Source organism: Leclercia sp. 119287, from assembly GCF_009734485.1.
Taxonomy (GTDB): Bacteria; Pseudomonadota; Gammaproteobacteria; order Enterobacterales; family Enterobacteriaceae; genus Enterobacter; species Enterobacter adecarboxylatus_C.
In genome coordinates this window covers 2,589,061-2,612,517 of the sequence record NZ_CP046445.1, presented here as the reverse complement: position 1 = coordinate 2,612,517, position 23,457 = coordinate 2,589,061, and the positions used below count along the sequence as shown (strand labels likewise).

Here is a 23,457-nt window from a genome sequence, read left to right as displayed (position 1 = left end):
CATAAAGCCAAGATTATCTCATTTGTTCATGAGAGCGATGCTAAAGATAATGCAGAAACGGTAAGGCTTACAAAACAAATCGTTTAAGTCCTTAAACCTGTCGATGCTTTCAAGTGAAAAGTTTTTCTTTGTTCTACTAACAGAGTAAAGGAGTTAACAATGGCTTATTTGCAAATCACCCTCGATATCAGCGAACAGAATCGTGCCGCCGCCGCCGCGGTGTATCAGAAGTATAAAGCGCCTTTCCTGGAAACCATTGAGGGTGCGGTTTCTAAAGAGCTGCTGGTGCGCACGGAAGATGTACAGGTGCTGCATGGTTTCGACACGGCAAAACAGGCCGAAGCCTATCTCGGCTCTCAGCTGTTCACCGCGGATGTCGTTGAAGCATTGAAACCTTATCTCAACAGTGCGCCGGATGTACGTATCTACACCCTGGCCTGATGACTCACTTCTAAAAGGGGATGTGTGTGTTTTTGAACTGGACTGAAATGCGTAAAGAGCTGCGTGCCGCTATCGGGAAATTTGCAGGTCTGCAACCCGACGTGATGCAGGGTATCGATAAGATGCAAAACGGCGCGGCAGCGACCGGGCATCTGGATGCCAAAACGCATGAGCTGATTGCGCTGGCTGTCGCCGTCACGACCCGCTGTGATGGCTGTCTGTCGGTGCATGCTGAAGCCGCGGCAAAGCACGGTGCGACGCGTGAAGAGATTGCGGAAGCCTTAGGTGTGGCGATCACGCTGAACACCGGTGCGGCGCTGGTTTACTCCTCCCGTGCGCTCGATGCTTTCGATTCGTTGCCAAAATAACCTCAGTACGGCGGCTTCTTCCTGAAGTCGCTTTTCCCTTTTGCAGGAACGCCACATGTTAATTAATCACGATTTTACCCGGCGCGTCACCGTCACCCGCGATCGGTACCGTTGGATCCCTTCGCCGCAGCCCGGGGTTGATCGTGTGATGCTGGATCGCATTGGGGCGGAGCAGGCACGTGCAACCAGTCTGGTTCGCTATCTTCCCGATAGCGCCTTTCCCTCCCATTGTCATCCGGGCGGCGAAGAGATTCTGGTGCTGGCCGGGCAATTTTCCGAAGGCGGGCTGCATTATCCCGTCGGTTGGTATCTGCGCAACCCACCCGGATCTGCCCATCAGCCTTATAGCACCGGGGGGACATTACTGTTTGTTAAGCTCGGGCAAATGGCGGAGAGCGAGAAACTGCCGTTGCGCGTCAATACCTGCGACCCGGCAAACTGGTTAACGCGCGATGAACATCAGGTGTGTCCCCTGTTCAGTAATGCGCAGGAGAACGTCTGTCTGTTACGGCTGCGGGCCGGGGCGCTGTTAGTTGAATCCACTCTGCCGGGCGGCGCGGAGCTGCTGATCGTTGAAGGCAGCCTGATTGAAGCCAACAGCATTCATGAACAGGGAAGCTGGATCCGCATCCCATCGGGTCAGCGCATGGCGTTTATTGCTGAGAAAGAAAACACCCTCGTCTACCTCAAAACCGGCCATCTCGCGCCCGCACAGGAACCCCAATCATGATCAAGACCCGGGTGGTAATTGTAGGGGCGGGATTAAGTGGGCTATACGCGGCATACCTGCTGGAGCAAGCCGGAGTGGATTACCTGCTTCTCGAAGGGCGGGAACGCGTCGGAGGGCGGATTGTGCAGGCCCCGGGTTCGCAGGCAGATTTGGGGGCTACCTGGATTTGGCCGGGGATCCAGCCGGCGCTTAATCAGCTACTCGCCAGGCTGGGCATCGATATTTTTGTCCACCAGGAGACAGGCGATATGCTCTTCGAACGCGGGGACAATACGCCGTCGCGCCATCCCGGATTTGTCTCTTCCTCGGCGGCGGCGCGGGCGCGCGGCGGGATGTCTCGTCTTATCGCTGCCCTGAAGCAGCAGATTGAGCCTGTGCGGATCATGACCGGCATGCAGGCCACGCAGGCGGAACAGCGTGACGAGCAGATTGCGGTGACCTGTTTGGCCGCGGATAAGCAGTACGTGTCAGTGCAGGGCGATCATCTGTTGTTAGCCCTGCCGCCAATGCTGGCCTCGGCGATCGCCTTTTTACCTGCATTACCGTCGCCGCTGCTGCAGGCCTGGCGCAACACCGGGACCTGGATGGCGCCACATGCAAAATATGTGGCGCTCTATGACCATGGCTTCTGGAAGAACAATGGCTTATCCGGTGAGGCCCGCAGCAGCGCTGGCCCCATGGTTGAGATACATGATGTCTCTGAGCCTGATGAGATGTTTGCCTTGTTTGGCTTCATCGGCGTGCCGTTCGCCGCTCGTCAGGCGCTGGGCGAGGAGCAGTTACAAAAGCTGTGTAAAGCGCAGCTGGTGCGCCTGTTTGGTGTGGAGGCCGCCTTTCCGCGGGCTGAATATCTGAAAGACTGGGCTGGAGATCCGTTTACCGCGACGTCGCGCGATCTGACCTTACCGGCGGGTCACGCCGTCCCTCCGGCCTGGCCGACAGAAGGACGGTGGAGCCGCGTCGTCACGGGCATCGCCAGCGAGTGGTCGCATGATTTTCCGGGCTATATCGCGGGAGCCATAGAGGCTGCCGAAGAAGGCGTTAAACGCATCCTGAATCGGAGTTAAAACATGACTAACACCTACACAGCCATGCAGGTCACCCGGCCGGGACAACTGGAAAGGGTGGAGAAACCCCTACCGACACCCTGCCCGGGAGAGGTGCTCATCAAAGTGGAAGCCTGCGGAGTTTGCGGCGCGGATTCGGGCGTGATTGAGGGGCTGGAAAAGGGCGTGGACTATCCGCGCGTGCCGGGGCATGAGGTGGTTGGCACCATTGTCAGGGTCTCTGATGCTCTGCCCGCGTACCTGAAACCGGGCCAGCGCGTAGGGGTGGGGCGCCTGGGCGGACACTGTCATGCCTGCGAGCAGTGCCGACTGGGGCATTTTAACCTCTGTCAGAATCAGCCCGTGACGGGCAGCTCGCATGACGGAGGTTATGCCGAGTATATGCTGGCGCGTGCAACGGGGCTGGTCACTATTCCGGATGACCTTACCTCTGTGGAGGCCGCGCCGCTCCTCTGTGCCGGTATTGCGACCTTCAATGCCCTGAGAAAATCCCACGCCCGGGCCGGGGATACCGTAGTGATTCAGGGTGTGGGCGGCTTAGGCCATCTTGCGTTGCAATACGCCCGCAAGATGGGCTTTCGCGTCGTCGCCGTTGGCCGGGGGGACGACATCGCGGATGACGTCATGGCCCTGGGAGCGCACCACTATATTGATATCCACCGCCACGATGCCGCCGCGGCGATCAAATCCCTCGGGGGGGCGCAGGTGATTTTGTCGACCATTACCGATAGCCAGGCCGTCTCGGCGTTATTACCGGCGCTGGCGCCCCAGGGCAGGCTGATGGTGGTTGGCGTGGGTAAGGAGCCGCTGGCGTTAATGCCGGGTTTGCTGGTCGGCAGGGAGCTGTCGGTCAACGGCGCTATTACCGGCACGCCCATTGAGCTGGAAAAGGCGCTGGATTTCAGCCTGCTGGCGGATGTGCGCGCCAGAATAGAAACCCGGCCCCTTGCCCAGGCACAGGAGGCCTGGGAAAAGATGCGCAGCGGACAGGCCAAATTCCGCATGGTGCTGACGATGGATCGCGCCTGATCGGGCAGGAGACGGTTAAAATACGCCTCACAAACAAGGCCTGGGCAATATGTTGCGCAGGCCTTTTTATTGAAAGAAAACCTTCCTCATCCACAAAGTTTATCTGCTTTGTCGCACGTGCAGTTTCCCGCGCATACTGCCGCAAATAACCCTGTTCCCTGACGCCACGCGGTAAGCCGACCGAAAAGAGCCATGACCATTCCATTGACGATCAAACAGATTGAAATGCTGGTGAAAATCAGCGAAGGGCAGGGGCTCTCGGAAGCCGCGCGCCTGCTTAATATTTCTCCTTCAGCCGTCAGCAAGGGGCTGGCGGTGATGGAAGAGAATCTTGGGGTGCCGCTGATCCAGCGAACCACGCGCACCTTCCAGCTAACCGAAGCCGGAGAATATTTCGTTTCCAGGGCCACGGAACTGCTGAAGGAGTTTGACGACATCATCAACACCACCTGCGGCTATTTTAACCATCCGCATGGCGCCCTGAAGATCACCTGCTCCGTGGCGTTTGGTTATTCCCACTTGATCGACATCTTTGAAGAGTACCGAAGAAAGCATCATGACGTGGAGTTGATCCTCGACCTGGACGATCATCTGATCAACCTGAACGAAAACAACGTTGATATCGCGCTGAGGATCACGGCTACCCCGCCGCAGAACTATGCCGCGCGCAAGCTCTCCCGAATCAGCTGGCTTTACTGCGCGGCACCCGCGTACCTTGAGCGTAACGGCACCCCGACAAAACGTGCTGAACTGGTCAGCCATGAGTGTTTAGTCTATCCCGGGCTAACGCCCCCGTTCCGCCTGAACGAGAGGGGGTTACAGCATCCCCACTGCGACATCAAACCCAGAACACCGGTACAGGCCAACAGCAGCTTGCTGTTGCTGAAGGCGGCGCTCTCAGGACAGGGTATCGCCTGGCTGCCCTCCTACCTGATCAGCGAGCACATTGCGAGCGGAGCGCTGCTTCCCCTGAAGCTGGATGGCCGCTATGCGTATCCGACGCACAGCCTCTACGCACTCTACTTCCCGAGCAAGTTCCGCAACCCGAAAGTCAGATCGTTCATCGATTATTTGGTAGAAGAACATCAGCCCTGGAACCTGTGGGAAAAAACGATTGCCAGCCTCGATTAAGGCCCGGTAAATAAATATGATCTGCTTCACAAAACAAATGACAGATAAGAATGTACTCATAAATAAAATCTCTCGCCCGGATCACATTCGGGATAAATAAAAAACTGCCATTTGCGGCTTGCGTCATGTTATTTCCATCTGCCCTGTTTGTGAGCAAAAGTAGAAACTGTTTTCTTTAATTTTCATTCGCCATCTATTCTGGGCTGTGTAAAGCTTTCCGCATTCAATCATTAATAACCGCAGGGTTATAGTCATTGAAAATAGCGGCGGCAACGTTATTAGTGTTTCAGATAAATATAACACTGAGTTGCAGGGTGTATATTTTGAACAACGCCCGCCGGTTTTATTATTTTTTGCAGATTGGGGTCTCCTATGACAGTAGGAATTAATAACGAAGTGATTAATAAAAAGAATATACCCTTTACCCTGTACGATCTTGGGTGGGTGGTACTCTGTATTGGCGCCGCGATTGGCTCCGGGATTGTTTTTTTCCCGTTACAGGTGGGACTCAAAGGGGTGTGGGTATTCGCCCTGGCGGTGCTGCTGGGCTATCCGGCGGTCTACTACATGCAGAAACTGTTTATCGAAACCATGGCACGTAGTGATGAACAAGATTCCTATCTGAGTATTATCACCAGCTATGTCGGTAGCCGTTGGGGCGTGCTGCTGGGGGCCCTGTACTCCATCACCATGCTGAAATCGATGGTGGAGTATGCGTTAGCCATCACCAACGACAGCGCTTCCTACCTGAAAACCTTCGGCCTTACGACCCAGACGTTATCGGAACACTGGTGGTGGTCTTTGCTGCTGATTGCCGGGCTGTCGCTGGTGGCATCAAAAGGGGAAAAGCTGCTGTTCAAGGTGTCGGGCAGCATGATCGCCATAAAGCTGGTGATTATCGTGGCGATTGGCTTTGTGGTGGTGCCTTTCTGGGATCTGAGCAATATTGGCGAGTTTCCAACGGTGAGTCATCTGGTTGTCGGCACCTTCCCGACTTTGCCTTTTGCAATCTTCTCCATCATGTTTGTGGGCATCCTGAACCCGATGAATATTGCCTACAAGAAGCGCGAAGAAGATAAAGAGGTCGCGAAATATAAGATCCTGCGGGTGCATAAAGTCGCCTATCTGATTCTGGTCGCCACCGTCCTGCTGTTTGTGGTCTCCATTGTGCTCTCTATCAGCGAGGCGGACGCGCTGCGGGCCTATCAGGATAACATCTCGGCGCTGGCGCTGGCGGCGAAAGTCATCCCCGGGGCGGCGGTGAAATACATGAGCGTGATCCTCAATGTGTTCTCCATCGTCACCGCCTTCCTGGCGCTGTACCTGGCGGTACATGAATCCTTCGTCGGGTTAATCAAAGTCACCGTAGAGAAGTTCTTCCGGGTGCGGAAGGATAACGCCAACGGGATCGCCATTGCCGCATTCTTCATGGTGGTGCTGGTGCTGTGGTTAATCGTGTTGACCAACTTCCCGATCCTGAAGGTGTTCGTGTTTGGCGGCGTTACCTACGGCCTTATTAGCTGTATCGTCCCCGGGATAATTATATTGAAGAATGACAAGTTTGTTGATCTTCGCGGGGCACCGGTTTATTACGTGATTCTGATTGGGCTGTTGATGTGTATCGGACCCTTCGTTATGCTGTTTTCACAATAGATATTTTACCTCTGTAACTACAATGTTGTCTTAACCCTATAATAATACAGTGCGGCATTATTAATTATATTGCGGGTCATCATTAATCTCATTCATGATGACCCGGTAATTAAATGGCGTAAGTGGAAAGTCATTATCAAAAACGTTTACCTGTGATATTAAAAAAGAGACGTAATGAAAAAGGGGAACGGAAGATGTCGCATAATAAAATCGCCAGTAAATTACAAAATCTTCAGTCATCTGCAATTAGAGAATTATTAAAACACAGTAAAATGGACGGGGTGATCTCCCTGGGCGGCGGTATCCCCGATCCGCAGCTGTTTGACCGTGAAGGGCTGCAACTGGCCATGGATAAGGTGCTCTCCAGCGCCTGGCGAGACGCTTTTCAGTATGGGCTCAGCGAGGGCAGCCCGGAACTTCGCGGTGCGATCTGCCAGCTGATGCACGAGCGGGCAATTCACGCCACTCCGGATGAGGTGGTGGTGACCTCGGGATCGCAGCAATCGCTGGATATTCTTGCCCGCGCCCTGATCAATCCCGGCGACGTTGTGGTCGTGGAGCGGCCCACCTATCTTGCGGCACTGCAGGTGCTGCAGCTGGCGGAGGCAAATCTGATGTCGGTGGGAACCGACGGGGACGGGATGAAGATTGACGAGCTCGACGCGCTGGTGAAAACCACGTCGGTAAAGGCCGTCTATATCGTCCCGACCTTCGGAAATCCTGGGGGCGTAACCCTGGCAGAGCACCGCCGCAAGCAGCTGGTGGCGCTATCCCAGCGGTATGGTTTCGTCATCATTGAAGACGATCCCTATGGCGAAATTAACTTCACCGGGACCACCTTCACCCCGCTGAAAGCCTGGGCGGCGGAAGTGGGGAATAGCGATAACGTGATTTATACCTCAACGTTCTCCAAGATCCTCGCCCCGGGCGCACGCGTGGGATGGTTGGTGGTGCCTGGCTGGCTGAAGCGCCAGGTGGTGAACCTGAAGCAGGCCACCGATCTCCACACCAGTTCGCTGTCACAGTCGCTCGCGTACCACTATCTGATGAGTGGCCGTCTGGCCGGACAGATCGCCCTGATACGCGCGGCTTATAAACAGAAGTGTCAGGTCCTGAGCCAGCACCTGCAAAACGAACTGGGTGACCATCTGACCTTCCACCCGCCGAAGGGCGGCATGTTTCTGTGGGCGAAATTTAAGTACGAGATGGATACCACCCGGTGGCTGCAAAAGACGCTGAACCACGGCGTGGTGTACGTGCCCGGCGAATTCTTTTACTGCGATGAGCCGGACCACGCCACGCTGCGGATGTCCTACGTCAGCACCACGGAAGAGAACCTGAAAGAAGCGGTCAGGCGGTTAAAAGCCGCCCTGAATTAACTGTCCCCGTTATCCACTTCGGGACGGGGACAAGGGTAATAACAAATCTGTACGTGTTGTGAAAAGAGGAAGAGTAAGAATGTCTAATCATAGTTTTGATCGCCAGGTATCCCCGGAAACCTATCTCTGCCATGGTCCGTTTGATCCCGACGTGTTCGGCGGCGTGGTTAATCCGCCGGTTTATCATGCTTCCACCGTGATTTTTAAAACCTGCAAAGAGCTCAGCGAACGCCATCAGGCGCTGTTCGAAGATGCGGAAGATGAGGTCATGTACTACGGCCGTTTTGGAACCCCGATCACCTTTGCCGTGCAGAAAGCCCTGGCGGAGCTGGAGGGCGGCTATCGCGCGTTATTAGTGCCGACCGGCCTGGCGGCCTGCACCAGCGCGCTGCTGGCGCTGGTAAAAAGCGGCGATCATATTCTGGTCAGCAGCAGCGTGTATGGCCCGACGCGCGGCTTCGTCAACAACGTGCTGGCGAAGATGGGGGTGGCGGCAACCTTCTTCGATCCGACCCTTGGCGAGGGGATTGCTGAGCTGTTCCGCGACAACACCAGCGTGGTATTTACCGAATCGCCGGGATCGCAAACCTTCGATATGCAGGATATTCCGGCCATTACGCGAGTGGCGCATGCGCGCAATGCGAAGGTGATTGTCGATAACACCTGGGCGACGCCGCTGTTTTTCAAACCATTCGACCACGGAGTGGATGTCTCGGTCCATGCCGCCACCAAGTACATCGTCGGCCACTCTGACGCCCAGATGGGGCTGATCGTGACCAACAAAGAGACCTGGCTGGCTATCCGTCGCTTCGTCTATCTTTTTGGTCTGCATGCCGCCCCCGACGACGTTTACCTCGCCCAGCGCGGGTTGCGCACCATGTCCCTGCGACTCGAGCGGCATCAGGCTTCCGCGCTGAAGATCGCAAAATGGTTTGCCGAGCGTGACGAGGTGGAACAGGTGCTGCACCCGGCGCTGCCTTCCTGTCCGGGACATGATATCTGGAAGCGAGACTTCACCGGGTCGAGCGGTCTGTTTAGCGTGGTGCTGAAACCACACTATTCAAAAGCGTCGGTCGAAAAGTTCATCGATAGCCTGGAGTATTTCGGCATTGGTTTCTCCTGGGGCGGCTTCGAAAGCCTGGCGATACCGTTTAACCCGCGCAAGGATCGGCCGGAGTATCACTGGCCGTATGAAGGGGAAGCCTTCCGTCTGCAGATTGGCCTGGAAGACCTGGTGGATTTAGTGAAGGATCTGGATCAAGCCTTACGTCACCTGAAGGCCTGACCCTTGTTATACTCGCGTGATGAATACCTGTTCTGATTTACGGATGGCGTAATGGATATCCCGATTGACCTTAAGCACTTACACACCATTCTTACGTTGCGTAAAACAGGCAATTTAACGCGCGCTGCGGTCGCGTTACAGCTGACGCAGTCGGCGTTATCGCACCAGATCAAGCAGCTGGAAGATCACTATGGCGTCACGCTGTTCGTCCGCAAAACCACGCCGGTGCAGTTCACCCATGCCGGCGAGCGTTTGCTACAGCTGGCCGAAACCGTGCTGGGTGCTATCGAAAATGCCGACCGCGACCTCTACAAGTTTGCCTGCGGTAAGCAGGGGGCGCTGCGGGTCACGCTGGAGTGTCACACCTGCTATGGCTGGCTGTTGCCGGTGATGGATGAGTTTCGCAAAAAGTGGGCCGAGGTTGAGATCGATATTCTGCCCGGCTTCCAGCCGGATCCGGTTGGGCTGTTGCTGCAAAACAGAGCGGATGTGGCCATCGTGGATGAAACAGAGCAGACGGCGCTGGTGAGCTACAGCCCGCTGTTCAAATATGAAATGGTGGCAATTTTATCCAACGACCATCCCTTAGCGCAGAAGCCGTGGCTGGAGGCGGAGGATTTCCGCGGCGAAGCGTTAATCACCTATGCGGTGCCCGAGGATCGTATCGATCTGTGTCGGAAGGTACTTAAACCTGCCGGTATTCCGGTACGGCGAAAAACAACCGAACTCACCATGGCGATTGTACAGCAGGTTGCCAGCCAGCGAGGGATCGCCGCGTTACCTGTCTGGGCGGTGTCGGAATATCTGGATAAAAAGTACGTTACGGGAAAATCGATTACCAGAGACAAACTGATGTCGGAAATATGGCTCGCATCGCTGACGGATAACAGGGATAAAGATTACGTGCAGGACTTTATTCATTTTATCAAGCAGCGCTGTATGCGTATGCTGCCGGAAATTCAGATTACGTAATCGAGGATCGTCAATTATCAGGGGGGTATTGCGTTAAACCCTCCGGGAAACTATTTTTTAAAAGGTAAAAGATGAAAAATATTATTAACACCGGGTCGGCTCCGGCCGCTATTGGGCCTTATTCCCAGGGCGTCGCTTACGGCGATCTGGTATTTACGTCCGGCCAGCTGCCGCTGGATCCTGTCACCATGGCCTTTCCCGAAGGCGGGGTACAAGAGCAGACTCGACAGTCGCTGTTGAACCTGAAAGCGGTTCTGGAAAAGTCAGGCGCCTCACTGGATAGCGTGCTGAAAACCACCTGTTTTCTCGCCAGAATGGAGGACTTCGCCGCGTTCAATGCGATCTACAGCGAGTTTTTCGGCGCTACCGGCGCACCGGCCCGCTCCTGCATTCAGGCAGGTAAACTGCCGAAAGATGCGCTGGTAGAAATCGAAGCAATCGCCTGGATTAAAAAATAACGCAGACAGGAGGCAGGGTGGATATTCAACGTATCAACATGACACACCATTTCTACTACTGCCTCCTTGTCGCAGTAAAAATATATCGGCAAGAACGTGGGCTTGCGAATAAGGTGGATGAGAATGCGTTTATCTATTGTTGGTTAAATAAAGCCGCTTCAGAAGCCGTTTTTGATTATTCTCTGCAAGCCGAAATAATATGGTTAAAATCGCAGCTGAAAAGCCGGGGCATAACGGCAAATATGTTAGCGATCATCGAACCTGTTTTCGTTAAGCTGGATGCACTATTAAACGAGGTAAGTAAGAAGGCGGTATGAAACCTTTTCGCGCCCGGATCAGAATGCTGTTGCCACCGCCGCTTTTGCTGGTGCTGTTTTTGCTGTTCGACCTGGGGACGAGCGGGCCGAATATGCTCGACTTGCACCGGCTCATGGACAGGCCGGTGCTATCCGCTACTGCGCTGGTCACGGGTGGGCTCAGCCTGTATCTGGTCATCTCGGGCCTGCTGAGGCTGGTTTGCAACCACACGACGATCAATGCGCTGCATCCGGCCCGCACAACCACCTTGATCACCGACGGCTGCTATGCGTTTTCACGTAACCCGGTTTATCTCGGCTTTGTGGGGATCCAGCTCAGCGTTGCCATGCTGTCGGGCAGCACGTTGGGCTTATTGATTTCGCCGCTGCTGATGGTGCTGATAACCCTCCTGCATATTCAGCCTGAAGAGGAAGAGATAGCCCGTCGGTTTGGAGAGCAGTGGAAACGCTACCGCGAGCAGACGCCCCGCTGGCTGACATGGCGCCTGCGGTTTGGACGCTCCAGATAAGCGGTGTGGCTGCGATCGTTACCGGTATTCAAGATAGATTTTCTTTCAAATACAGCAATTTCTTATAATTCGCCAACCCTGATGCGTGCTGGCATTCTGTTGCCACACGATAAAAAGCAAATCAGGCGCTGGCGGCTGACGGGCAGGTGTCGCTGATCGTCGCCGATCTGATGACCGAAGCGGGCATGAAGCACGTCACCGGGGTGATTAACGCCGAACATAAGGACATCAGCCTGCTGGTGAATGCGGCCGGGGTCTTCTTCCCGAAACCCTTCACCGAACATGAAACGGCTGACTACGATCTCTATATGAGCCTCAACCGCGCGACCTTTTTTATAACCCGCGATGTGGTGCGCAATATGGTTGACGCAGGGATTAAGGGCGCCATCGTCAACATCGGCTCCATGTGGGCCCAGCAGGCCGTCGGGGCGACGCCATCTTCCGCCTATTCTATGGCGAAAGCGGGCCTGCACGCGTTGACCAAAAATCTGGCCATCGAGCTTGGCGGGAAGGGTATCCGCGTGAATGCCGTCTCTCCGGCGGTAGTGCATACGCCAATCTACGAAGGCTTTATTCCTAAAGACGAGGTAAAAGAGGTGATGAACAGCTTCGACAGCTTCCATCCGATTGGCCGGGTCGGTACACCTGAAGATATCGCGGAAACCGTTGCCTTCCTGCTCTCGGACAAAGCGGGCTGGGTCACCGGCGCCATCTGGGATATCGATGGTGGGGTGATGGCAGGTCGTAATGCCTGATGATGTCGCCGCACGGGAGGCACCACGTGCGGCGTCCGTGAAATTTTAACCTAATTAATCCAGATGAGATCGCGTATTACATGACCACTGAGCAGGCTCTTTCTGTCCCTGAGCAGAACAATAACATCATGCGCCTGGCGGCGGCTCAGGCCCTTGCCGGGGCCAACTCCGTGGTGTTCTATGCCACCGGGGCGATTGTTGGTAACGCCCTCGCGCCCAGCGCGTCCCTCTCCACGCTGCCGATTACCCTGTTTGTGCTGGGGATGGCGGCCTGCATTTTGCCGTTCGGCGCGCTGGCACGAAAGCACGGGCGAAAAGCGGCATTTATGGCCGGCACCGGAGCAGGGGTGATTACCGGCCTGATAGCCGCGCTGTCGATGGTTATCGGTTCATTTTTGCTGTTTTGTCTCGCCGCGTTTCTTGGCGGAGCCTATGCCGCGGTTGCGCTCAGCTTCCGCTTTGCCGCCACGGACGGCGTCGCGCCTGAGCGGCGAGCCCGGGCGTTGTCGCTGGTGATGGGCGGCGGCGTGCTGGCTGGCGTCATCGGCCCGATGCTGGTGACCAGCACCATGAACCTCTGGCCGCCCTATACCTTTGCCATTACCTTTCTCGGCCAGGCGCTGGTGGCAGTAATGTCTGCCTTCATCCTGAAGGGGGTGATCCCGGCAGAGCCCGCAGCGGCGGCAGCGCCCTCCGCCGGGCGTCCTCTGGGCGAGATCGTGCGTCAACCCGGCTTTTTGAGAACGGTATTCAGCGCCGCTGTCACCTATATGGTGATGAACTTCCTGATGACAGCCGCGCCCTTGTCGATGCACATGCATGGTATTTCCCAGCAGGCATCGAATCTGGGGATCCAGTGGCATGTGATCGCCATGTACGGACCGGGATTTTTTACCGGCAAGCTTATCGACCGTTTCGGCGCCATGCGGGTTGCGGCTGCGGGGCTGGTGATTAGCGCCGGATCGGTTTTCGCCGGGCTCGGTGGCACGGAGATCGTCCATTACTGGCTGTCGCTGATTTTACTGGGGATCGGCTGGAACTTCGGCTTTATTGGCGCGTCGGCGAAAATCATTGAGTATCACCGGCCGGAGGAGAAGACCCGTGTCCAGTCCCTGAATGATTTCGTCGTTTTTGGCGTGATGATCCTGGGGTCGTTTTCGTCAGGGGTACTGCTGAATCTGTACGGCTGGAACGCCGTGTTGTGGGGCTCTCTGGTGCCGTTAGCGCTGGCGCTGCTGGTAATGATGCCGGGACGTCGGGCGTTGACAGGATCGTATTAACCTCTGACCCGGTCCCGGAGGGGGGTTATTTCAGTTCCAGCTCGGTTATTACCCGGGCAATCTCTGCGATATCTTCCGCTGGCAGCGGCTGCAGAGGGCGGGGCAGGCAGTCGGTATCGGTCAGCCCCAGCACGCCTGCGGCGGCGGCAATCACCCGGATGCTTCCGCCATGCTTACGGTAAAGCGCCCACAAGGGCTCCAGGCGGGTGGTCAGGGCCGTGACGCGGGCAGGATCGTTCATCGCCGCGGCCTGGGCGATCTGTTTTGCCGTCTCCGGGAATAAGCCCCCGCAGACGGAATACCACACCTCGCAGCCGGCATTTAATCCCAACCCGGCAAACGCATCACCGCTGATCCCGATCGTCACGCCGGGGCGAAGACGGTGGCGTAACGCCGCGACGCGATCGACGGCAGCGGCTGGCGTATCCGGGACGCCGGGGATTTTGACCGAACGCACGCCGTCCAGGGACGACAGGCGCCCGTGCAGTTCATCCGTAAAGGTAAAATGGGTGGTGCCAGGATTGTCATAGACGCAGACCGGGACTGAAGCATGTCGGGTGACGGTTTCAAAGAGGGCAAACACCTCGTCATCCCTGAGCGGCTGGTAACTGACCGCCGGAAGGAGCAGGGCATCCGCACCCGCCGCCTGCGCGTCTTCTGCCAGACGTAAAACGGTATCAGTGCTGACCGCGCCCACGCAGACCATCATGGGAATATCTCCGGCAAGCTCATTAGCCAGCGTGGCGATACGCTTGCGCTGCTCCCGGGTCAGGAAGGCGTAGCTTCCGGTTGACCCCAGAATGCCCAGTGAATCCACCCGGGCTGCCGTCAGGCGGGCCAGAATGTTACGGAATCCCTCTTCATCCACGCCGCTGGTGGTGACAGGGGTTAACGGGAAAGCACACAAGCCGGTGAACATGCTGTTTCTCCTGAATGATAGAGAGCCGATGAGGTGTTATATTGACCGATTTGTTTCATAATATCGACCGATGGTAAAAAAAGTCAATCTAATGAATGCAGTCCGTAGGCTGGGCAAGCGTAGCCCGGCGACTGCCACACAATGATGAGGTTTTCCAGAACGGTTTGTTGGAGCGCGAACTTGCGTTGATGAGTAAGGTTCGGATAGTTTCGTTGAACTTAACTTAAGGAGTTTATGGCAATGGCCTTAATAAGGGCAGCAGCGTTAAAAGACATCCCCTCCCTGCAAACGCTTTTTCTGCAGTTGGGCTACCAGACAGATCCTGAGAACCTGAAACGACACATTAACGACGCGAAGACCGATTACAACGTGTTAGTGGCTGAAGCAGAGCAGGACGTTTGCGGCGTGGTTGTGGTGAACTTTATTACCCCTGTGCATGAGAGGGGCCTGTGGGCTTTGATCTCCGCCCTGGTGATCAATGAGTCGGCACGGGGGACAGGCATTGGTCAGAAGCTCCTTTTCGCCGCTGAGCAACACGCCTTTGATAAAGGCTGTACGCAGATTGAGCTTTCAAGCAGTGAAAGAAGAGTGAGGGCGCACAATTTTTATGAAAATAATGGCTATAAGGAGGTCAGAAAGCGCTTCGTCAAGCGCCTCGCCGATCCCTCCCTCTGAAAGATTACGCCCCAAACGCGCCGTCAATAGTGTGCATGGCTCCGGTCACGAATGACGCTTCCGGGCCCGCCAGCCAGGCGACCATGCCCGCCACCTCTTCCGGACGCCCGTGCCGTTTAATGGCCATAAAGCTGTGCATCAGCTCCTTCATCGGACCACTCTCCGGGTTCGCATCGGTGTCGATGGGGCCGGGCTGCACGACGTTGACCGTAATGCCGCGTGGGCCAAAATCCCGTGCCAGGCCGCGCGCCAGCCCCTGCAGGGCGGACTTACTGACCGCATAGGCAGCCATCCCCGGAACGGGCATGCGATCGCCATTCACTGAACCAATAACAATAATGCGTCCGCCGTCCGGCATCTGCCGGGCAGCCTCGACCGCAGCATGGTAAGGCGCGTGGATGTTGATACGGAACAGACGATCGACGGCATCGCTGTCCTGCTCCAGCGCATCGCCGAAGAGAGCGATCCCCGCGTTGACGATCAGAATATCCAGCGGCCCACTGTCACGCACCAGCTTTGTTACCGCATCCCGGTCGGCGCTGTCGGCCTGCACCGCAACACTTCCGGTTTCAGCGGAGAGCTGCGCGGCGGCGTCTGGCGAGCCGGCGTAGCTGAAAACCACCGACGCGCCCTCGGAAGCAAAACGCCGGACTATAGCCGCCCCAATACCACGACTCCCGCCCAAAACCAGTACCGATCTCTTTTGTAATGCAGCCATAACACGCTCCTCATGATATTGTAGTGAGTATTACAATATGTGTCGGCCATCCGTGCCGTCAAGGAGTAATGTAGTGGTCACTACAAAAAATAGTCGTACCCCAGGACGTCCCCGCCGGTTCGATCCTGCGCAGGCCGTTGAAACGGCGCAATACCTGTTTCACTCACGGGGTTATGACGCGGTCAGTATTGCGGATCTGACAAAAGCCTTCGGCATCAATCCGCCCAGTTTTTATGCGGCCTTTGGCAGTAAATTCGGGCTGTATACCCGCGTCCTGGCGCGCTATAACCACACCGGCGCGATCCCCTTTACGTCGCTTTTGCGTCACGACCGTCCGGTGGCTGACTGTTTGATGGACGTCCTGAACGAGGCGGCAAGACGCTACGTTGCCGATCCGACGGCTGCCGGGTGCCTGGTTGTGGAAGGCACCCATTGCAACGATCCCGAGGCGCGTGAGGCGGCGTGCGGTTTGCATACGGCTGCTGAAAATAGCATTCGGGACTATATTGCCGTCCGGTACCCGCAGGAGGCCGTCCGGCTGACGGACTTTATCAGTACGCTGATGTCTGGCCTCTCCGCGAAAGCGCGGGCGGGGGATAGCCTGGCGCGTCTGCAGGAAACCGTGCGGCTGGCGGGTCTGGCCATGCAGCAATTACTTCCGCGCTGAGGCCCGGATCCTGCCCCCGGCGCCACAACGGTGACGCCGGGGATGGCGGCTATCGGGACGTTAATAGCGGCGCGTAATCCATATTCTGAAGATCGTTGAGCAGGCCGGGGCCGGTGGGATGCCAGCCCAACTGCTGACGCGTCCAGGCCGATGATGCTCGCAGGTTCGAGGCGGCAAAAATAGCGAGCCAGCCAAAATGCGCCTCAGCCTCTGAGGGCGGGAGCGATATCAGGGGCAGATTGAGCTCACGGGCAACGGTTTCCGCGATCTGCCGTAGGGGCACCCCTTCTTCAGCCACGGCATGGTAGCGCTTACCCTTTTCGCCATGCTCCAGCACCCGATGATACAGCGCAGCGACATCGCTGACGTGCGCCGCCGACCAGCGGTTATCTCCCTCACCAATGCAGGCAACCACGCCTTTCTCAATCGCGTGCTGAATGTACCAGGTGATGAGGCCCTGGCGCCGGGTGTCATGAACCTGCGGCAGCCGCACTACCTGGACATTAACGCCTTCAGCGAGCAGCGCATTGCCCTCAAGTTCGGTTGCTACGCGGGGGTTATGATTCCCGGCTTTAAACTGATTTTCCCGGGCAATGGCCGCGGCGTCGTCATCACCGATGCCCGTTCCGGAGGTGATGATTAATGGACGATCGCTGCCTTGCAGCACTTGTCCCATGGCGCGGATAACCCGCCGGTCCTTCTCACAGTTCTCGACGAAACGGTGAAAATCATGATCAAAAGCCGTATGGATCACGGCATCAGCGTGCTGCGCTCCCGCCGCTAACGTATCGGGTTCATCCAGCGTACCGCGATGAACGTCGGCACCCGCATGGCTGAGCGCCTGCGCGCTGCTGTCCGTGCGGGCAAGGCCGGTTACCTGATGTCCGGCCGCCAGCAGTTCAGTAAGGATCCGGGCGCCAATAAATCCACTTGCGCCGGTGAGGAAAATTCGCATAACACACCTCCAGATTAGGGTTCCGGAACAGAGTAGCGCTATAGTCAGACGAGAAAAGTAGAGACATTATCAGGGTATAAACCCTAACAGGATGACGACGATGAACACGGCAATGCAGTCACTGGGTGATTTCCTGCGGGCGCGGCGTTTGCGTCTCGATCCCGCCGCGTTTGGCTTTATGGCGGGTAAACGGCGTACGCCCGGCTTGCGCCGTGAAGAGGTTGCTCAGCTCGCCAGTATCAGCCCGGTCTGGTACACCTGGCTTGAGCAGGGGCGTGGCGGCGCCCCGTCGCGGGAAGTGCTTAACCGTATCGCCAGCGGGCTGCGCATGACCTCACCGGAACGCGAGCACCTGTTTATTCTGGCCTTCGGCCATCCACCCGACACGCAGTTCACCATTTCTGCTGATATCACGCCGCGTTTGCAGCGGGTTCTTGATGCCTTTAGCATCCCCGCGATCGTCAAAACCGTCGCATGGGATGTCATTGCCTGGAATCGTGCTGCCGCATGCGTTTTAACCGATTATTCGCGGTTGCCCGCCTCGGAACGTAATGTTCTGCGCCGGTTGTTCACCGATCCGCAAGTACGCCGTGCGCAGGATGACTGGCAGGCGATAGCGCGGCTGGTGGTTAACGCCTTTCGGGCTGACGTGGCGCGAGCGGGAACATCGCCGGAGACCGAAAACCTGATTGCCGAGCTTTCCCGTCAGAGCCCTGAGTTCGATGCCTGGTGGCGCAGTAACGATGTCGCCAGCCATGGTGAGGGCGTAAAACGGATTTATCATCCGCAGGCCGGGGCGATAGACCTTGAGTTTTCGACCTTTGCGGTGGAGGGGCGGCCGGATCTGGCGATGCTGGTTTTTAACCCGGCGACAGAGGAGAGCCGGCAAAAAATAGCGACCCAGGTCAAACAATCCCTGCTCTGCGACTAGCTGAACTCTGCCAGTCCGTCATTTTTTACCGCCGCGCGATGCTGGGCATATTCAACGGTTATCCGACATACTGATCCTATTCCCGGTCATGTTATTTCAGGAGACCATCATCAGCGGCTATCTCTCTGTGGCAGTAATGCTGACAGCATTGCTGCTCTTCAGCTTTCACGAGCCTGCGCACGCCGCGGACAGGATGGTGGTGGCCGCGGCCTTTTTGCAGGGTTCAACTACCCCCGATCCCGTTGCGCGCGCCCTGCAACGTTTTGCCCAGCTCCAGTCTTATCAGGTAATGGTGCGTTCCGTCTCCTCCCGGGATGAAACCAAAGTCATCCGCTACAGCTACCGTAAACCGGGCTCTGTGCGGATGGATTTTTCTACCCCGCATGCCGGGGCGGTGCTCATCTATAACCCGGACAATGGCAAGGTGAAGCTGTGGCCCTTCGGCGCGGGGACCTTTCCGGTTCTCAACCTGTCCCCCACGGATTCATTGATAACGGATGAAAATGGTCATCGGGTGGATCGGTCCGACATTGGCGTGTTGCTGAATAATATTCGTCGTCTGCAACAGGGCGGCACAAACACCCTCGTCGGTGAAGAGGCCCTCGCCGGGAAACCGACGTTGCATCTGTCGGTGATCGGCCCCGAAGGTAAGGCCGTCGATGCGGTTCATCGCTATGAAGTCTGGTTTGATAATCAATCCGGATTGCCTGCCAAGGCGGTCAGCTACGGGCTGGGGGGCAAATTACTGGAAACCGTGCTGATGGAGGCCACGGCGATCGACGTGCGTTTCCCTCCTAATTTTTTCACACCCTGACGGGAGCAGAGCGCTATGGCTGACTATCGGTTTTCCACCGTCTGGCGGGTTGAGGCTTCGGTCCAGGAGGTCTGGGAGATCCTGTCTCATCCGGATTTATGGCCCGAATGGTGGGGAAGTCTGGTGCAGGTTATCGAAATAAAGAAAGGTGATGTCCGGGGGATCGGGGCCCTGCATCGCTATACCTGGAAGGGCGCGCTCCCGTATCGCATCACCTTTGATATTCATGTATTAACGATTCAGCCGTTATGCCTGCTGGAAGGGGAAGCCAGCGGCGAGGTGGAAGGGCGTGGCCTGTGGTCTTTGACCGAGCGGGGGCGGGAGACGATCGTCCGGTATGACTGGGATATCCGCACCAATGCCCGCTGGATGAACGTGCTTGCCCCGCTGGCAGGGCCCGTTTTTCGCTGGAACCACGACAGGGTGATGCGCGACGGCGCAAAAGGGTTAGCCCGGAGATTAGGCGCGCGGGTCGAGGTATATGACGGTTAAAAAACCCGCGTTTCATTATATGAAAATCTTTAAGAACAAGTGCTGGGAACGGGACGCGGATGTTGCAATGGGTAAAAATAAATAAAGGCGCCTTCCTGGTTAATGGAAAGGCGCCTGCGTAAGCCTGACCAGCCGGTGTGGTACTTACCTGAACCGGCGTATCAGCGTGAAAGCCCGAAACCTAACGCATACAGCGGAGCGTGCAGATCGCCCGGTACGGAAGGGTCCTGTTTGAGCACGGCCTCCATAGAGGCTGGCAGTGCAAAGGGCAGGCGGCCTGAATAAGGCGCATCCGATGTCAGGCGTGAAAATAGCACCTCGTCACTCAGGCCAAAGTTAGCAATAAACGCCTGCGTTTTATCGGTGACGTCTGTCAGTACCGCCGGTCTTTCCATATACATTGTCATCACGACCGGCACCTTGCGGGCGACAGCGTTCAGGGTTTTCATGACCTCACTGTCGGCCTTATATTCCAGGAAGCCTTCATGATGGCGGCGACCGAAAAAGTAATTGTAATGGGGTTGTTCAAAAGGTGCGGATGTGCGCATTACCGCGATTTGCGCCTCTTCCGGGCGATCGACCACAATCAAACCGGCATTCTTTGCCGCAGACGCTTCGGCGCCATAAAGCCAGACGCGGGTTCCCGGTTTGAGGGGCAGGACATTCTTGTTCTGTAACAGAACCAGAGAGTGCCTCTGCGCCTCGTTAGCTTCTTTCTGCGTCTCCTCGCGGCCCACAATATCGTCAGCCTTTGCAGCATCGACGTAAGGCTGCTCGAACAGGCCAAGTTCAAATTTTTGCCTCAGGATGCGCTTAGCGGACTGGTTGATGCGACTTTCACTGACCAGGCCTTTTTCGACGGCCCCGGTGATGATGTCTGAATCCGTGACGCCGCCGAACTGATCGATCCCCGCGTGGATTGCCATAACGAACCGCTGCTCTTTGGTTAAGGACTCCACACCCCAGGGCATGCCGCCTGTGACCGGCTTTTTATTCTCGGGAGCGCCATTGACGCATTCGTCATCGCAATCGTTGGTGATTAACCAGTCGCTGATAATCACGCCGTTAAATTTGTACTCGCCCCGCAGTAAATCGGTTAACAGAAAATGGCTGTAGCCTGCGGCTACCGGCTCCGGGGATTTACCGTTCAGGTTAACGCCTTTCAACACCGAATACGTGGGCATCACCGCTGCGACCCGGGATTCGAAAGCGCCTTTAAAAGGCACGATATGGTCGTCGAGATTATTGGTTTTGAAAACGACGTTCTTGCCATAGGCGTTATGACCATCCCAGCCGTTCTCGGCGGCACCGTAACCCACCCAGTGTTTAACCACGGCCGCTACGCCGTGCGGATTGAGCCCCTGGCTGCCGTTCTGCATGCCGGTGATATAACCCCGGACCAGTTTCCTTGCCAGCTCAGGATCTTCGCCAAAAGTACCGCTGATGCGCGCCCAGCGCGGTTCGCTGGCGATATCAGCCTGAGGAGAGAGGGCCTCGGTGATCCCCACGGCGCGGTACTCCTGGCCAATTCTGCTGGCAAACTGTCTGGCAAGGCTTTCGCTTCCGGCGGCACCAATCCCGATGGGTTCCGGCCACTGGCTGAATTTACCTGCCGGATTGCTGATACCGGCCAGCGCCTGGTAAGAGTTTCGCGGATCGGTACTGACCGTCACCGGAATACCCAGCCGGCCGCTCTCTGCAATTTCCTGTAAATGGTTGTTCTGTTCGGCAAGACGACGCGGGTTTTTGCCGCCAAGCCGCGTCAGGATGCTGTTGATATGCGCATCAACGATCATTTTCCGGGCAGCGTTCAAATCGTAGACGTCACCATTGCCGAAGTTATTTTCGCTTACGGGCCCTGTGCCATGCATCATCAGACCGGCTTTTTCCTGCAGCGTCATTCGCCGGGTTAAATCTTCTGCCCGCTGCGCGGGAGTTAAACGCCAGTCTTCATACGGGTTAAGCTTTCCGTCACGATTCAGATCTTTAAACTGATAGCCATCCAGTGCCAGCAGGGGAGCCGTTATATGTCCGAGGTCAGGCTGAGGCATATTTTGGGCGTTTGCCGTTAATGTCGCCGATGCGCACAATATTGCCAGCAATTTATATTTAAAAAGCATGTTGTTGTTTTGCATATATCTTCTTGATCCCTGCATTTTGCCTGTAAGTAAATGAATGATAACGAATGAAAACACCGTTGATGCCCGGATGGTAAAGGGATTTTGCATTTATTTCGATGGGTGAAACAATTCCCCGATCGTGGGTTTGTGACTATGATCTCTGTTTGTTGGGCTACGTTAATAATATTGTCCCGATATTAACGGCATTTGGCCCAATTGCTTTCTGAGATATTTTATTGATTGTCTTTATTGTGTTGTGGTTATTATTTTTGAGGTGAGTTATTTAAATAAAAATAATCTGCGTAACAGGAAAGGTGAAAAAGAGAGATTGCTAATGAAAAGCAATAAACGGCTGACTGGCAGCCAGCCGTTTTACAGGTTCTGCGAATTTAAGGATGTTTGTGGAACGCAGGCATCAGCGCTTTGTTATGCTCGATAACCTCCGCCAGCGCCTTTTCAAGCACCTGGCCGCTGTTGATTAAGGGGTTAATGACCAGCGCGCGCCACGCCGTGTGGCGATCGCCGGTAATAGCCGCTTCGATCGTCAGCGCCTCAAAGCTCTTCATCAGCTGGATCAGGCGCAGCGTATCCTCCGGGAAAGGTTCGACGTTCAGCGGAATGGGGCCAGAGCGGGTGATCAGGGAACTCACCTCAACGGCACAGTCATCCGGCAGGCCGGCGATGGCGCCGTTATTGCGCGTGTTAACGTGCATAATGATACGTTTATCGTTGTAGATCGCACTCATCAGTTCACATGCTGCATCTGAGTAATACTGACCGCCACGTCCCTCCAGCGCCTTCGGTTTCTCAGCCAGCTCGGGGTTACGGTAGATATCGAAGAGCTGTTTTTCCAGGGCTTTCACCACTTCGCCACGGGTTCCTTCGCCCTGCGCCTCGCCCAACTCCTGGCGATACATATCGTCGCTCATATAGTAGTAGCGCAGATAAGGGCAGGGGATCATGCCCAGGTTTTCCAGCAAACCCTCCGGCCATTTGAAAGGGGGAATATTACGTGGGATCAGCGGGTCGTTGCCTGCGGAAATGTTCTGGATCACCTGGGTCAGTTTATCGCGGCCTTCATGCCAGATATGACGTGCGAAAATAAAGTGGTTAAGCCCGGCTACCTGGAGAATAAAGTCATTGACGTCATTGACCCCCAGTAAACTCGCAATCCCTTTTTGCATAATGACCGGCACATTACACAGCCCTACCGTCCGTACCTTACTGTGTTTAAGAATGGCTTCGGTGACCATTCCTGAGGGATTAGTGAAATTAAGCAACCAGGCGTCGGGACAGAGCCGCTCCATTTCGGCCGCAATTTCCAGGGCGACAGGAATGGTGCGGCACGCGTTAGCGAACCCGCCCAGTCCGTTGGTCTCTTGGCCAATCATGTCGTATTTCAGTGAAATACGCTCGTCGCTGATACGCGCGTCCAGGCAACCGGCCCGGAACTGGGAGCAGACAAAATCGGCATCCTTCAGAGCTTCCTGACGATTCAGCGTCTCAAAAACCGGAATATCCAGACCATTTTTTTCCAGCATTCGTCGGGTGAGGCCGGCGATAATAGCCATCTTCTCCCGACCCTCTTCGATATCCACCAGCCACAACTCGCGGACCGGAAATTCATGCTGTCGCTTGATGATGCCTTCCATTAACTCCGGGGTGTAACTCGAACCGGCACCGATAACCACGATTTTTAGATCTTTCACCTTCGTGCTCCTTTTTATGATGTATTTGTCATCACGATTAAAAGGCAGCGAGCACGGCTGGACAAACGATCGTTTCAGGGGTA

The 23,457-nt window shown here is 55.9% G+C and carries 24 protein-coding genes and 1 pseudogene; 20 read left to right on the top strand and 5 right to left on the bottom strand.

Going from position 1 to position 23,457, the window contains the following annotated elements:
* Window positions 1–159: 159 nt before the first annotated feature.
* From GNG27_RS12585 to GNG27_RS12515, 15 genes and pseudogenes are all read left to right on the top strand, one after another.
* A complete protein-coding gene (locus GNG27_RS12585; protein WP_156263906.1) occupies window positions 160–441 on the top strand; it encodes a hypothetical protein in 282 nt (93 codons plus the stop codon).
* Between the two features lie 26 nt (window positions 442–467).
* The gene (locus tag GNG27_RS12580) at window positions 468–809 is read left to right on the top strand and encodes a carboxymuconolactone decarboxylase family protein (RefSeq protein WP_142489641.1); all 342 of its coding nucleotides are present in this window, start codon (window positions 468–470) and stop codon (window positions 807–809) included.
* A 55-nt stretch (window positions 810–864) separates the two neighbouring features.
* Window positions 865–1,539, top strand: coding sequence for a cupin domain-containing protein (locus tag GNG27_RS12575; RefSeq protein WP_156263905.1), 675 nt, complete (start codon window positions 865–867; stop codon window positions 1,537–1,539).
* Window positions 1,536–2,606, top strand: coding sequence for an FAD-dependent oxidoreductase (locus tag GNG27_RS12570; RefSeq protein WP_156263904.1), 1,071 nt, complete (start codon window positions 1,536–1,538; stop codon window positions 2,604–2,606). The genes GNG27_RS12575 and GNG27_RS12570 overlap by 4 nt, the downstream gene beginning before the upstream one ends.
* Window positions 2,607–2,609: 3 nt before the next feature.
* Window positions 2,610–3,635 carry an alcohol dehydrogenase gene (locus tag GNG27_RS12565; RefSeq protein ID WP_156263903.1) on the top strand — a complete coding sequence of 342 codons (1,026 nt, stop codon included), beginning with the start codon at window positions 2,610–2,612 and terminating at the stop codon, window positions 3,633–3,635.
* A gap of 192 nt (window positions 3,636–3,827) precedes the next feature.
* A complete protein-coding gene (locus GNG27_RS12560) occupies window positions 3,828–4,766 on the top strand; it encodes a LysR family transcriptional regulator (RefSeq protein WP_156263902.1) in 939 nt (312 codons plus the stop codon).
* A gap of 372 nt (window positions 4,767–5,138) precedes the next feature.
* Window positions 5,139–6,419 carry an amino acid permease gene (locus GNG27_RS12555; RefSeq protein ID WP_156263901.1) on the top strand — a complete coding sequence of 427 codons (1,281 nt, stop codon included), beginning with the start codon at window positions 5,139–5,141 and terminating at the stop codon, window positions 6,417–6,419.
* Between the two features lie 194 nt (window positions 6,420–6,613).
* The gene (locus tag GNG27_RS12550) at window positions 6,614–7,798 is read left to right on the top strand and encodes a PLP-dependent aminotransferase family protein (RefSeq protein WP_156263900.1); all 1,185 of its coding nucleotides are present in this window, start codon (window positions 6,614–6,616) and stop codon (window positions 7,796–7,798) included.
* A 79-nt stretch (window positions 7,799–7,877) separates the two neighbouring features.
* Entirely contained in the window at window positions 7,878–9,083 is a 1,206-nt protein-coding gene (gene metC, locus GNG27_RS12545; RefSeq protein ID WP_156263899.1) for a cystathionine beta-lyase, read from the top strand.
* 51 nt (window positions 9,084–9,134) lie between these two features.
* Window positions 9,135–10,055: a LysR family transcriptional regulator gene (locus tag GNG27_RS12540; RefSeq protein ID WP_156263898.1), complete on the top strand. Its 921-nt coding sequence runs from the start codon at window positions 9,135–9,137 to the stop codon at window positions 10,053–10,055.
* 71 nt (window positions 10,056–10,126) lie between these two features.
* On the top strand, window positions 10,127–10,513 hold the full coding sequence (locus GNG27_RS12535; protein WP_156263897.1) for a RidA family protein: 387 nt from the start codon (window positions 10,127–10,129) through the stop codon (window positions 10,511–10,513).
* A gap of 17 nt (window positions 10,514–10,530) precedes the next feature.
* Entirely contained in the window at window positions 10,531–10,830 is a 300-nt protein-coding gene (locus GNG27_RS12530) for a hypothetical protein (RefSeq protein ID WP_156263896.1), read from the top strand.
* The gene (locus tag GNG27_RS12525; RefSeq protein ID WP_231312245.1) at window positions 10,827–11,339 is read left to right on the top strand and encodes an isoprenylcysteine carboxylmethyltransferase family protein; all 513 of its coding nucleotides are present in this window, start codon (window positions 10,827–10,829) and stop codon (window positions 11,337–11,339) included. Before GNG27_RS12530 ends, GNG27_RS12525 begins: the two co-directional genes overlap by 4 nt.
* A gap of 113 nt (window positions 11,340–11,452) precedes the next feature.
* A pseudogene (locus GNG27_RS12520) lies at window positions 11,453–12,094 on the top strand (SDR family NAD(P)-dependent oxidoreductase); the annotation flags it as partial.
* Between the two features lie 80 nt (window positions 12,095–12,174).
* Entirely contained in the window at window positions 12,175–13,374 is a 1,200-nt protein-coding gene (locus GNG27_RS12515; protein ID WP_156263894.1) for an MFS transporter, read from the top strand.
* 25 nt (window positions 13,375–13,399) lie between these two features.
* Here GNG27_RS12515 and GNG27_RS12510 read toward each other — a convergent pair whose 3' ends face one another.
* Entirely contained in the window at window positions 13,400–14,293 is an 894-nt protein-coding gene (locus tag GNG27_RS12510) for a dihydrodipicolinate synthase family protein (RefSeq protein WP_156263893.1), read from the bottom strand.
* A gap of 240 nt (window positions 14,294–14,533) precedes the next feature.
* On the opposite strand from GNG27_RS12510, the gene GNG27_RS12505 reads away from it, so the two are divergent.
* Window positions 14,534–14,968 (top strand): GNAT family N-acetyltransferase, encoded by a 435-nt coding sequence (locus GNG27_RS12505; protein ID WP_156265131.1) that lies wholly within the window; start codon window positions 14,534–14,536, stop codon window positions 14,966–14,968.
* Window positions 14,969–14,972: 4 nt separating this feature from the next.
* Here GNG27_RS12505 and bdcA read toward each other — a convergent pair whose 3' ends face one another.
* Window positions 14,973–15,686, bottom strand: a complete 714-nt coding sequence (bdcA, locus tag GNG27_RS12500) for an SDR family oxidoreductase (RefSeq protein WP_156263892.1) — start codon at window positions 15,684–15,686, stop codon at window positions 14,973–14,975.
* A 73-nt stretch (window positions 15,687–15,759) separates the two neighbouring features.
* Between bdcA and GNG27_RS12495 the strand changes: the two genes are divergently transcribed.
* Window positions 15,760–16,353 (top strand): TetR/AcrR family transcriptional regulator, encoded by a 594-nt coding sequence (locus GNG27_RS12495; protein ID WP_231600395.1) that lies wholly within the window; start codon window positions 15,760–15,762, stop codon window positions 16,351–16,353.
* A 49-nt stretch (window positions 16,354–16,402) separates the two neighbouring features.
* On the opposite strand, the gene GNG27_RS12490 is transcribed toward GNG27_RS12495, so the two are convergent.
* Complete coding sequence (locus GNG27_RS12490) at window positions 16,403–17,308, bottom strand: SDR family oxidoreductase (RefSeq protein ID WP_156263890.1); 906 nt, start codon at window positions 17,306–17,308, stop codon at window positions 16,403–16,405.
* Between the two features lie 100 nt (window positions 17,309–17,408).
* Here GNG27_RS12490 and GNG27_RS12485 point away from each other — a divergent pair, with 100 nt between their 5' ends.
* From GNG27_RS12485 to GNG27_RS12475, 3 genes are all read left to right on the top strand, one after another.
* Window positions 17,409–18,239: a helix-turn-helix transcriptional regulator gene (locus tag GNG27_RS12485; protein WP_156263889.1), complete on the top strand. Its 831-nt coding sequence runs from the start codon at window positions 17,409–17,411 to the stop codon at window positions 18,237–18,239.
* Between the two features lie 88 nt (window positions 18,240–18,327).
* On the top strand, window positions 18,328–19,053 hold the full coding sequence (locus tag GNG27_RS12480; RefSeq protein WP_231600394.1) for a DUF1571 domain-containing protein: 726 nt from the start codon (window positions 18,328–18,330) through the stop codon (window positions 19,051–19,053).
* Window positions 19,054–19,068: 15 nt separating this feature from the next.
* Window positions 19,069–19,545, top strand: coding sequence for an SRPBCC family protein (locus GNG27_RS12475; protein WP_156263888.1), 477 nt, complete (start codon window positions 19,069–19,071; stop codon window positions 19,543–19,545).
* 161 nt (window positions 19,546–19,706) lie between these two features.
* Here GNG27_RS12475 and GNG27_RS12470 read toward each other — a convergent pair whose 3' ends face one another.
* Together GNG27_RS12470 and GNG27_RS12465 are read right to left on the bottom strand one after the other, a co-directional pair.
* A complete protein-coding gene (locus GNG27_RS12470; RefSeq protein ID WP_231600393.1) occupies window positions 19,707–21,596 on the bottom strand; it encodes a glycoside hydrolase family 3 protein in 1,890 nt (629 codons plus the stop codon).
* 458 nt (window positions 21,597–22,054) lie between these two features.
* Window positions 22,055–23,374: a 6-phospho-beta-glucosidase gene (locus GNG27_RS12465; RefSeq protein ID WP_156263886.1), complete on the bottom strand. Its 1,320-nt coding sequence runs from the start codon at window positions 23,372–23,374 to the stop codon at window positions 22,055–22,057.
* Between the last annotated feature and the right edge of the window lie 83 nt (window positions 23,375–23,457).

Excerpts from the sequence above, each read along its gene's own strand:
- GNG27_RS12585 (WP_156263906.1), top strand. The coding sequence starts at position 160 with ATGGCTTATTTGCAAATCACCCTCGATATCAGCGAACAGAATCGTGCC.
- GNG27_RS12575 (WP_156263905.1), top strand. The coding sequence starts at position 865 with ATGTTAATTAATCACGATTTTACCCGGCGCGTCACCGTCACCCGCGAT.
- GNG27_RS12570 (WP_156263904.1), top strand. The coding sequence starts at position 1,536 with ATGATCAAGACCCGGGTGGTAATTGTAGGGGCGGGATTAAGTGGGCTA.
- GNG27_RS12565 (WP_156263903.1), top strand. The coding sequence starts at position 2,610 with ATGACTAACACCTACACAGCCATGCAGGTCACCCGGCCGGGACAACTG.
- GNG27_RS12560 (WP_156263902.1), top strand. The coding sequence starts at position 3,828 with ATGACCATTCCATTGACGATCAAACAGATTGAAATGCTGGTGAAAATC.
- GNG27_RS12555 (WP_156263901.1), top strand. The coding sequence starts at position 5,139 with ATGACAGTAGGAATTAATAACGAAGTGATTAATAAAAAGAATATACCC.
- GNG27_RS12550 (WP_156263900.1), top strand. The coding sequence starts at position 6,614 with ATGTCGCATAATAAAATCGCCAGTAAATTACAAAATCTTCAGTCATCT.
- metC (WP_156263899.1), top strand. The coding sequence starts at position 7,878 with ATGTCTAATCATAGTTTTGATCGCCAGGTATCCCCGGAAACCTATCTC.
- GNG27_RS12540 (WP_156263898.1), top strand. The coding sequence starts at position 9,135 with ATGGATATCCCGATTGACCTTAAGCACTTACACACCATTCTTACGTTG.
- GNG27_RS12535 (WP_156263897.1), top strand. The coding sequence starts at position 10,127 with ATGAAAAATATTATTAACACCGGGTCGGCTCCGGCCGCTATTGGGCCT.
- GNG27_RS12525 (WP_231312245.1), top strand. The coding sequence starts at position 10,827 with ATGAAACCTTTTCGCGCCCGGATCAGAATGCTGTTGCCACCGCCGCTT.
- GNG27_RS12515 (WP_156263894.1), top strand. The coding sequence starts at position 12,175 with ATGACCACTGAGCAGGCTCTTTCTGTCCCTGAGCAGAACAATAACATC.
- GNG27_RS12510 (WP_156263893.1), bottom strand. The coding sequence starts at position 14,293 with ATGTTCACCGGCTTGTGTGCTTTCCCGTTAACCCCTGTCACCACCAGC.
- GNG27_RS12505 (WP_156265131.1), top strand. The coding sequence starts at position 14,534 with ATGGCCTTAATAAGGGCAGCAGCGTTAAAAGACATCCCCTCCCTGCAA.
- bdcA (WP_156263892.1), bottom strand. The coding sequence starts at position 15,686 with ATGGCTGCATTACAAAAGAGATCGGTACTGGTTTTGGGCGGGAGTCGT.
- GNG27_RS12490 (WP_156263890.1), bottom strand. The coding sequence starts at position 17,308 with ATGCGAATTTTCCTCACCGGCGCAAGTGGATTTATTGGCGCCCGGATC.
- GNG27_RS12485 (WP_156263889.1), top strand. The coding sequence starts at position 17,409 with ATGAACACGGCAATGCAGTCACTGGGTGATTTCCTGCGGGCGCGGCGT.
- GNG27_RS12480 (WP_231600394.1), top strand. The coding sequence starts at position 18,328 with ATGTTATTTCAGGAGACCATCATCAGCGGCTATCTCTCTGTGGCAGTA.
- GNG27_RS12475 (WP_156263888.1), top strand. The coding sequence starts at position 19,069 with ATGGCTGACTATCGGTTTTCCACCGTCTGGCGGGTTGAGGCTTCGGTC.
- GNG27_RS12470 (WP_231600393.1), bottom strand. The coding sequence starts at position 21,596 with ATGCCTCAGCCTGACCTCGGACATATAACGGCTCCCCTGCTGGCACTG.